This window comes from Oceaniovalibus sp. ACAM 378 (assembly GCF_008085915.1).
Taxonomy (GTDB): Bacteria; Pseudomonadota; Alphaproteobacteria; order Rhodobacterales; family Rhodobacteraceae; genus Oceaniglobus.
Genome location: NZ_VSJK01000046.1, coordinates 1 through 8,573 on the forward strand (window position 1 = coordinate 1; position 8,573 = coordinate 8,573).

The 8,573-nt window shown below is 53.5% G+C and carries 9 protein-coding genes; 5 read left to right on the plus strand and 4 right to left on the minus strand.

The window, feature by feature from the left end:
* Positions 1-195 precede the first annotated feature (195 nt).
* The 5 genes from FQ320_RS24730 (at position 196) to FQ320_RS24750 (ending at position 6,215) form a co-directional block, all read left to right on the plus strand.
* Positions 196-1,431, plus strand: a complete 1,236-nt coding sequence (locus FQ320_RS24730) for a nucleotidyltransferase (protein ID WP_148475929.1) — start codon at positions 196-198, stop codon at positions 1,429-1,431.
* Positions 1,431-3,149: a ThiF family adenylyltransferase gene (locus tag FQ320_RS24735; RefSeq protein ID WP_148475930.1), complete on the plus strand. Its 1,719-nt coding sequence runs from the start codon at positions 1,431-1,433 to the stop codon at positions 3,147-3,149. Before FQ320_RS24730 ends, FQ320_RS24735 begins: the two co-directional genes overlap by 1 nt.
* Positions 3,150-3,180: 31 nt before the next feature.
* Complete coding sequence (locus FQ320_RS24740) at positions 3,181-3,630, plus strand: Mov34/MPN/PAD-1 family protein (RefSeq protein WP_187394082.1); 450 nt, start codon at positions 3,181-3,183, stop codon at positions 3,628-3,630.
* A 114-nt stretch (positions 3,631-3,744) separates the two neighbouring features.
* On the plus strand, positions 3,745-4,872 hold the full coding sequence (locus FQ320_RS24745; protein WP_148475932.1) for an SAVED domain-containing protein: 1,128 nt from the start codon (positions 3,745-3,747) through the stop codon (positions 4,870-4,872).
* Positions 4,873-5,153: 281 nt separating this feature from the next.
* On the plus strand, positions 5,154-6,215 hold the full coding sequence (locus tag FQ320_RS24750) for a CBASS cGAMP-activated phospholipase (protein ID WP_148475933.1): 1,062 nt from the start codon (positions 5,154-5,156) through the stop codon (positions 6,213-6,215).
* A gap of 287 nt (positions 6,216-6,502) precedes the next feature.
* On the opposite strand, the gene FQ320_RS24755 is transcribed toward FQ320_RS24750, so the two are convergent.
* From FQ320_RS24755 to FQ320_RS25960, 4 genes are all read right to left on the minus strand, one after another.
* The gene (locus FQ320_RS24755; RefSeq protein ID WP_187394083.1) at positions 6,503-6,712 is read right to left on the minus strand and encodes a hypothetical protein; all 210 of its coding nucleotides are present in this window, start codon (positions 6,710-6,712) and stop codon (positions 6,503-6,505) included.
* A gap of 27 nt (positions 6,713-6,739) precedes the next feature.
* Entirely contained in the window at positions 6,740-7,159 is a 420-nt protein-coding gene (locus FQ320_RS26730; protein WP_255509723.1) for a transposase, read from the minus strand.
* Positions 7,160-7,249: 90 nt separating this feature from the next.
* Positions 7,250-7,801, minus strand: a complete 552-nt coding sequence (locus tag FQ320_RS26735) for a winged helix-turn-helix domain-containing protein (protein ID WP_255509724.1) — start codon at positions 7,799-7,801, stop codon at positions 7,250-7,252.
* Between the two features lie 223 nt (positions 7,802-8,024).
* The coding region (locus FQ320_RS25960) for a hypothetical protein (RefSeq protein ID WP_222861723.1) at positions 8,025-8,573 on the minus strand (549 nt) is incomplete at its 5' end.

Genomic DNA, 8,573 nt, shown 5'->3' on the forward strand with positions numbered 1-8,573 from the left:
CGGCTTGGCGCAGGATCGCAAGGATCTGGGGTTCGCTATATCTGGTCATCTTCATTCAAAATCTCCTCGTTCATCTTGTCGAGAAAATTCTACTTTTGCAGCCCCTTACTTTTGGGGGGGATTACCCGAGGTCCTTGATTATTCACACTAAAGTGAACATCTATCAGCAGGAGCTAGAAATTTTAGGAGTTTTCAATGAATTCGAATGCGAGAATTGGTTACGGATATAACGTCGCGATTGAAAAACTGGCCGAAGAGTTGGCCGTGCCACAGGATCGCTTCGATCAGGCCGAAAAGCGATACAAGGACCTCGGCGAGTTTTTACATCGCGATGAGTCTAAAGTTCGTGATTATGATCCAGACGTATATATCCAAGGCTCTTTCGCACTTGGAACACCGATAAAGCCAGCGACCGCGGGCGAGGACTACGATCTCGACATCGTTGTCTCTTTCCGTTCTCTAGCGAAGGGGCAAATTTCACAAGCCGATCTTCGCGCTCGTCTGCGGACTGAGCTCGAAGCTTACCGCAAAGCCCGAGGGATCCAAAACGAGGTTGGTGAGTCGCGGAGGTGCTGCACTCTACTGTATGCCGATGGCGCACAATTCCATATGGATGTTCTGCCCGCGATCCCAAACGAAGCAAACATGCGCACTGTTCTCTCCGGATATCTCGCCGATCAGGCACTCGCAGATGGTGCGATTTCGATCACTGATAGTGACAATGGTACGACCTACCGTATCATCACGAACGATTGGCCCAGAAGCAATCCAAGGGGCTTTGCTTCATGGTTCAAGTTAAAGCAGATCGCACAATTGAACGAGCGTCGTCGGGCTTTCCTAGATAAACAAGGTAAAGTGACGGCAAGTGTTGAGGATGTTCCTGTCTTTCGAGTCCGAACGCCTTTGCAGTCGGCAATCATGATTTTGAAGAGGCACAGGGACGAATGGTTCGCGAAGCATGATCCAGATCTACGAGTTATTAGCGTCATCCTAACTACGCTCTCCACGCATGCCTACACAGGCGAAGCGCGGGTTTCTGATGCAATTGGTAAGATTCTTCGCGACATGCATCTCGAGATATATGATCGTCAGGGTGTATCGTGGATTGCCAACCCAACCGACCCGTCCGAGAACTTTGCAGATCGCTGGGAAGAATTCCCCAAGCGGCGGGAGGCTTTCTTCAGCTGGCTTGAAGCAGCTCGAGCACATTTCGGAGCGGTTCAGGGGTTCACGGACGCGAACACCGTCTTGAATGAACTTGCGCCGGATCTTGGTAATCAGGTCGTCGAAGCGGCGCGTCTAAGAGTTTCTACAAACTCAGGGTCGCGCACTGCTTCGGTTGCTCCAGCTGCCGCGGCCGGGGTCTCGGCACCAGGTCTTGTATTCGGTGACGAAGACCGTAGGCCGACGGAGCCCAAGGGTTTTGGTTGATGGACCTGACACTCGGCGAAGAACGACTGATCCGAGAGTGCGAGGGGCTTCATTACCTGTCAACAAACTCGGAATGGCTTCGGGATACTCAGTTCCGCCAGAACAGTGACGGTCTTCTAACTTGGTCATTCACTGTTGTGATCGAAGACCGAGAAATACCCCTCAAATTAGTTTTTCCGGCGCTCTTCCCTGACCTACCCCCTTTTGTGATTCCAACTGACGACACGGTTCGGCTATCGCAACACCAGTATGGCGCAGGAGGCGAACTTTGCCTCCAGTACAGGCCAGATAATTGGCATCCTGACTGTAGAAGTACAGATGTAGTCCGAAGCGCCAAGGCACTTCTTGAGGCAACCCCTAAGAACGAAATTCTGTCCAACGTTGCAAGTGCTCACCCATCAGACTTGCCCACGTTGCTCTCAGGTTGTTCTCGTCGCTTTATGTTACCGTTGGAATCTGCCCGCCTTTTGAGGTTACGTCTTGCTGGCCAGGCAACAGATCTTCGCATGAGCTTAGAACGGCGGATTGGGGCCGTTGAAGTTCTCGTCGCACGCGTGGCCACTATCGGTCGGGATACTCAGACGCACATTCCAGATGACGGGCCAGGTGTAGTGGGTAATTTGGTCTCTGGGGTTTTGTATCGCTTACCAGGAATTCGGGAAATTCCTGATATTGAGCCAGAACAACTGGGGGAGCGCCTCTATCAATACCTGCCACCTAGGTTGCGACGTTGGATTGCTCAGAAGAGTGACATCTTAGTTGTCTTATCGAATGGAAAACAGGAGATTTTACTCCGAGTTCTGCACCAAGGTTCTGAACGCAGAATAGATCTGTTCGATACTTTTGAGCCCCCAAAGGCAAAAGAGCGCCGCATTCAAGGTCAGACGTTTCGAAAGTCTAGTGTCTGTATAATTGGAGCCGGTTCCTTGGGGTCCAAGGTTGCTGCTAGCCTTGTACGCGAAGGCGTGGGGCAGTTCATGTTGCTAGATAACGATGTCTTATGGTCTGACAATCTCGTTCGCAACGAACTTGATGAACTGGACGTTGGGCATCACAAGGCGGCTTCACTTCAGCATAGGCTGCTCCGAATTATGCCGATGGCGCACGTTGGCGCTCTGGGAATGAGCCTTACCTCTCAATCGACGATACAAAATATTGCAAAGCTCGGTGAGATCATCAGTTCGTGTGATCTTGTCATCGATACCACTGCAGATAGTGGAGTGTTTAGGATGGCAGCGGCAATATGCACGCAAAAGAGCAAGCCCCTTGTTTGGGGGCGGGTCTACGCTGGTGGGATCGGGGGTCTCATTGCACGAAGCATCCCGTCGGAAGACCCACCACCGATGGCAGCCGCATCTCAGTTGCAGGCTTGGTGCGATGAAAAAGGCGAGACACCACCGGAGGGCCGCGCGCAGAATTACGGGGTGCAAGGTGATGACGAAGAAGAACCCCTATTTGCCTCCGACGGCGATGTGGGCGTGATCGCTAGTAGGCTTGCCCGTCATGCCCTGGACGCCCTTTCAACAGCAGAAATGAGAATCCATCCGGAGCCTGCTTACTATATTGGCCTTCGCAAAGGCTGGATTTTTAATCATCCCTTCGACACCTATCCGGTCATCTACGGTCCACACGATGGTTGGGTAAATGGTCGCTCGAGTTGTGTCGATCAAGGTGTGGATCGAGTCGTCGCTCATCTTGTGACGAAGCATGACGCTTAGCCTAACAATACCGCGATCTCAGTTCGCCAGAATGCAGGTCTTCCTGAAGAAGGGCGGTATCCGAGAGATTGGGGGGTGGCTAGTTGCAGAACAGATCGCACCTGGATACTTCGAATTAGTTGGCTTCACAGTTGATCTTGAGGGGGGCACACGTGACCGCTTCCGCAGCCTGCCAAGTTTACATACTGAGCAGCTAGATCAAATTTTGTTGGCGAACGGAAATCGGGTAGGCCGGGTGGACTATCTAGGCGAATGGCACTCACATCCGACATTTCCACCGGTGCCCAGCAAAATGGATTTATCCTCCATGATCAATATGGTCGAGAATAGTGGACCTTCTTTTGCGGCGCTGGTTATCGTCCGCCTGTTAGACACATTCTCAATTGAATCGACTATTACCACATTTCAACGTGGCCAGTCCCCTATTGGTGGCCGGTTGCTCATCGACGATACGCCTTCAGAAAAACTCTTCCATGATTAATGATAGGGCAAATAGACAACATGATATTTGTAAGCGAAGAAGCATAGAAGGCTGTTCTTTTCAAGCTTAAACCAAAACCCGTGACGGCGGGAATTTTTAATCTGGAGCGTAAAATTGTCTAGTACCAGTATTCCGGCTAAGACACAGACCCAACTGTGGGCTTTGGCAGCAGGTCGATGTGAGTTCGCCGGCTGCAACAAGCTCCTCATTGGCGACCTGATCGCCGGCAAGCAGGACGGCAAGTTTGGCTTCATCGCACATATTGTGGCGGATAGTGAGTCTGGCCCAAGAGGGGATAAGATCCGGTCGCCATTGCTTGCACGCGACATCGACAACCTGATGCTAATGTGTCCAATCCATCACAAAGAAATCGACGTAGATCATGCGAATGACTATCCAGAGATTTCTTTACTCGCCATGAAGCGTGAGCATGAGAACCGGATTGAGTCTGTTACAGACATGGATGCTGATCGTGCGGCTCATGTTCTCCGCTTCGCGGCAACAATCGGACAAATGGACTCATTGATCTCCACTAAGGCAATCTTCGCCGCAATGCCACCTGACAGGCATCCTGCCGAGCGACGGACTATCGACATTGAACTTAATTCAGAGATCAAAGACGGCGAACCAGACTTTTGGGAGATGCAGAGTAAAAACCTAAACCGGCAGTTTAAACGCAAGGTAAAAGAGAGAATTGAACAGAACGAAATCTTGCAATTGAGTGTTTTTGCACTTGCCCCTCAGCCTCTTCTCATCGAACTTGGAACGCTGCTCGGCGATATCATGCCGGTATCCGTTCACCAGAAATACCGAGAGCCATCAACTTGGAAATGGCAACTACAACAACCCTCGATAAACTTTGAAGTTGACGAATATTCTGGACCTAAGGATGTGCCTATCGGCCTTAAGCTAGCGATCAGCGCAACCGTCGATGATGAAAGAATTCGCTCCGTACTGGGCAAAGAAGCCGCAATCTGGTCGATTACGGCCAAAGGGCCCCACAACGATATCCTGCGCAGGCAGGAGGACTTGGCTATCTACAAGACTCACCTCCGCCGCCTTTTAGATCGCATAAAATACCACCACGGCGAGGGTGCAACAATCAACGTATTTCCCGTTCTTCCTGCCTCCGTCGCAGTCGAAACCGGTCGTGCGAGAATGCCCAAAGCCGACTTGCCTTTGATGATCTATGACCAAATGTCGGGGAAAGGTTTTGTGCAGACAATAAGGATTATCACCTAGTTTATTTGCGAGCGATCAGGCTGGTTAAGCGCGGTGCCCGCGCGTGTGGGATATTTCACCCCACCCATACGGTGCAGGCTAGCCGCCGCAACATGTCAACAGTTGAGAGCCGCCGTGAGTCAATGACCCAAAGACCGACGAATGGGCGTGCGAAAAAAATGCATCGCCGATATTCTTATGCCGATGGTCATTGATTGGTTCTTTTTCCGCGAGGACTGGGTGATGGGCTGCCCATGGCGCGCAAGATAACGGCATCCGGAAACGTTAACGATTGAGGATATATGAAAGTCAGCGACACAACACTCAATCACGGAGGCCCACGCTCCGCGGGATCAATCCCTCAGCAGCGCATTCCACGAGCTTGGCCGAAAGACCGGCGCTTTCGAATCTTATCTTTGGATGGAGGTGGGATACGCGGAATTTTTTCCGCTTCAGTTCTCTCCGAGCTAGAGAGGCGGTTCTGTGCCGGTCGCCGGGTGTCAGAATATTTCGATCTGATTGCTGGGACTTCGACAGGCGGGATCATCGCGCTGGGGCTTGGCGCAGGACTCTCTGCTGCCGAGATGAACACCCTATATGTGGAGCGCGGCCAGGAGATTTTCCCGCCGCGCAATCAGTCTTGGCTGTACGGTGCCGCTTCGTTTCTTCGGCAAACGGTGCTGTATCGGTACGACCGTGATGCAATTGCCGGAATCTTGTCCGAGACACTGGGTGAGAGACTTTTCGGGGAGTCCGCCAACAGACTGTGCATTCCAGCGTTCGATGGAACCCACAGCGAGGTTTTTGTCTATAAGACGCCACACCACGCGGACTACAAGTTTGATCGATTTGAGAAGATGATCAACATCGGATTGGCTACTTCCGCTGCACCGACGTTTTTTCAACCCTTCAAGAATGGCGTTTACCAGCTGGTCGACGGCGGCGTATGGGCCAACAACCCGCTTATGCTTGCCGTGATAGAAGCGCTGATCTGTTTCGACGTTGCCCCCGCGCAGATCGATGTTTTGAGCATCGGGTGCGGCGACGATCCTTACTCCGTCTCGCCCCGACAAATAAAATTTGGCGGTATATTATTCTGGAGGGATGTTATTTTCGCAGCCATGCGCCTTCAATCTCTGGCCGCGACAAATCAGGCGCGACTGCTGCTGGGCCCTCCTTCGGTTGTGCGGCTGTCTCCGCCTGTCTATGCGCCCCCCATCGACCTTGACGACTGGTGCCGTGCTGTCGAGCTCCTGCCGAGTGATGCCGTTAACGTCACAGACGCCTATGCCGACCAGATCAAATCGATGTTCTTTGGAAACGCGGCTGAAGCCTTTGTTCCAGTTCCCGCCGCGGAACCATGATGCAAAGTCTTACCGAGCACCTGATGTTGAGCGGCAAGCGTCAACCATCCTTGGCCGTGAGGAATGGATGACGATGATGGTATTGAAGCATTGGGAGGCCCAGAAGACGTTCATCGTGCGTTGGTCGCTCCATGGGCGAGGAGATTGCATCCGTTAAGTTTCAGAGTGCTGAAGATAGCCAAAATTAAGATTTAAGGTGAGCTTTTAAAAAGCATGACTTTCAGTGACTTCTATTGCAAATGTTTGAAATCGGCGCAACTTATAAATAGCGAACAATTCAAATTAGGTTATTTTTCGTTAGTCGTCATTGAAAGCATTACACCCTCACGTTGCTTTAGACGCGCCACCATTGCCAGTAGATTGTCCGCCCGTGGTTTGCCTTTAGCGCTCAGCATACGCATCAGGCTTTTTGGATCTTTATGCATGTCATGCGCGAGGGCATCGAAGCCAACGGTCGCATTAACGTAGTCTCGCAGCAGCAGCTTGCCGGTTTCCAAATTATCACTTATACCAACCTGCACTGATCAGAACCCCTGAGCCCATTTGCGGCGTCCGATGGACATGATGCGCTCGGGCTGGTCGATAAGCTTATTCCAGGCATCACAGCAATGATTGACGATCTCGTCATAGGTTTCAAAAATGCGATTGGAGAGCCAGTTATCTCGCATGAATTGCCAGATGTTTTCGACGGGATTGAGTTCGGGGCATTTGGCAGGCAGCGGGATGATGCTGATATTTTCGGGTATGATGAGCGCAGCGGTGACATGCCACCCGGCCTGATCCATTAGCAGGACGGCATGGGCACCGGGCGCAACGGTTCGGGCGATCTCGGCGAGATGCAGGTCCATCGCGTCGGTTGCAGAACGGCAGGACGAGGCCTGCGCTCTTGCCTGATGCCGGACAGATCGCACCAAAGATGTAGGTCGATATGGTGCGTTGATCATGCGGCGCCGATGGGCGTGTTCCGCGCTTCGCCCAGCGACGCGTGATCTTGTTTTTCTGACCTACGCGCGCCTCGTCCTGGAACCAGACCTCTATCGCAGTGCCTTGTGGGAGGCGTGTGCGAACCCCTTCAAGTTCGGTCGCAAAGCCCCCTTTTTAAACGCCTCCAACGCTTCGGTGTCTTGCGCGTGATGGCGAGGCCGCGCCGTAAGCTTGACATAGCCGAGCTTCTTCAGTTCCCGGCCCACGGTCGTTTCGTCAAGCGAGACCGCAAATTCCGCATGAAGCCACTGTGCCAGGTCGGTCAGCCGCCAGCGCACAACCCCATGGGTCGCCGGGATCGGACCGCTCTCGACAATCGCCACAAGCGCCTGACGTTGGGCATCATTAAGCTTGGGCCGCTTGCCGGGCGCCTTGCCATCAATCAGCGCATCCGGGCCGCGGGCATTGAACCGCACAACCCAGTCCCGCACAATTTGCAGGCCCACACCGCCGATCCGCGCAGCATCGCTCCGACTGCCGCCATCGTAGATCTCAGCCAGCGCCAGCAGCCTACGGCTCTGGTTCGTGTTCTTTGTTTTCCGTGCCAGGCGCCTCAATGTTGCGCCGTCAAAGTCCGCCCGTAATGCTATCGAAACACCCATGGCCAAATCCTCCCAGACCTGCCGCCATAGATTCAGAATTTCGACGCTTTGGGAATCCCTGTGAGTCAGGCTTCACGCCTCTTGGTATTACTAGCCATAACTGCGTTATGTCTCTCCGGCAAAGGGGCGCTCCGCCCCCTTTTGAAACCCCTGGCCGAGGCCCTCCGACCTCTGGACGCCCGACCATGGCGCACCCTGGGCCCCGCCGCCCATAAGCCTCCGGCTACTGTGCCGCCCGTAGCTCTGCGATCAGGGCTTGAGCATCCCGGAGCTTTGCCGCGCACTGGCCGGCTTCTGCTCTAGATGTCGCGAGATCAGCGCGAGCAGTCCCCAGGTCGGCGCTCATCTTGTCGAGGCGATCTTGGCGGTCGTCCAGTTTGATCTCGGTCTTGTCGAGGCGATCTTGGGTTTTTGTAGCACGGTCATCAGCGGTTGAAGTCGCCTTATTGGCCGCGTCAACTGATGCCTCGGCTTTGATCGCACGAGCCTCGGCAGCCTCAGCTCGAGCGCGATCACCCGCCAAATCACGCTCTGCCGTAACAGCTCGGTCCGTCAATTTTGCGATCGTGTCGATATGATCCTGGATCACCGCATCACGCTCAGCGACCTGGGTAATGGCCGTGTCACGCTCTGCCTCGACAAGACTGCGTATTCCGGGGTGATGCGCCCACCGATTCCGATTTGATGCGCCCACCCGTTCCGCTTTTATTCGCCCACCGATTCCGGGGTATGCGCCCACCCCTGTGACGTGCTGCTGCGAGGCAATCTGTAA

Excerpts from the sequence above, each read along its gene's own strand:
- FQ320_RS24750 (WP_148475933.1), top strand. The coding sequence starts at position 5,154 with ATGAAAGTCAGCGACACAACACTCAATCACGGAGGCCCACGCTCCGCG.
- FQ320_RS24735 (WP_148475930.1), top strand. The coding sequence starts at position 1,431 with ATGGACCTGACACTCGGCGAAGAACGACTGATCCGAGAGTGCGAGGGG.
- FQ320_RS24740 (WP_187394082.1), top strand. The coding sequence starts at position 3,181 with ATGCAGGTCTTCCTGAAGAAGGGCGGTATCCGAGAGATTGGGGGGTGG.
- FQ320_RS26735 (WP_255509724.1), bottom strand. The coding sequence starts at position 7,801 with ATGGGTGTTTCGATAGCATTACGGGCGGACTTTGACGGCGCAACATTG.
- FQ320_RS24730 (WP_148475929.1), top strand. The coding sequence starts at position 196 with ATGAATTCGAATGCGAGAATTGGTTACGGATATAACGTCGCGATTGAA.
- FQ320_RS26730 (WP_255509723.1), bottom strand. The coding sequence starts at position 7,159 with ATGATCAACGCACCATATCGACCTACATCTTTGGTGCGATCTGTCCGG.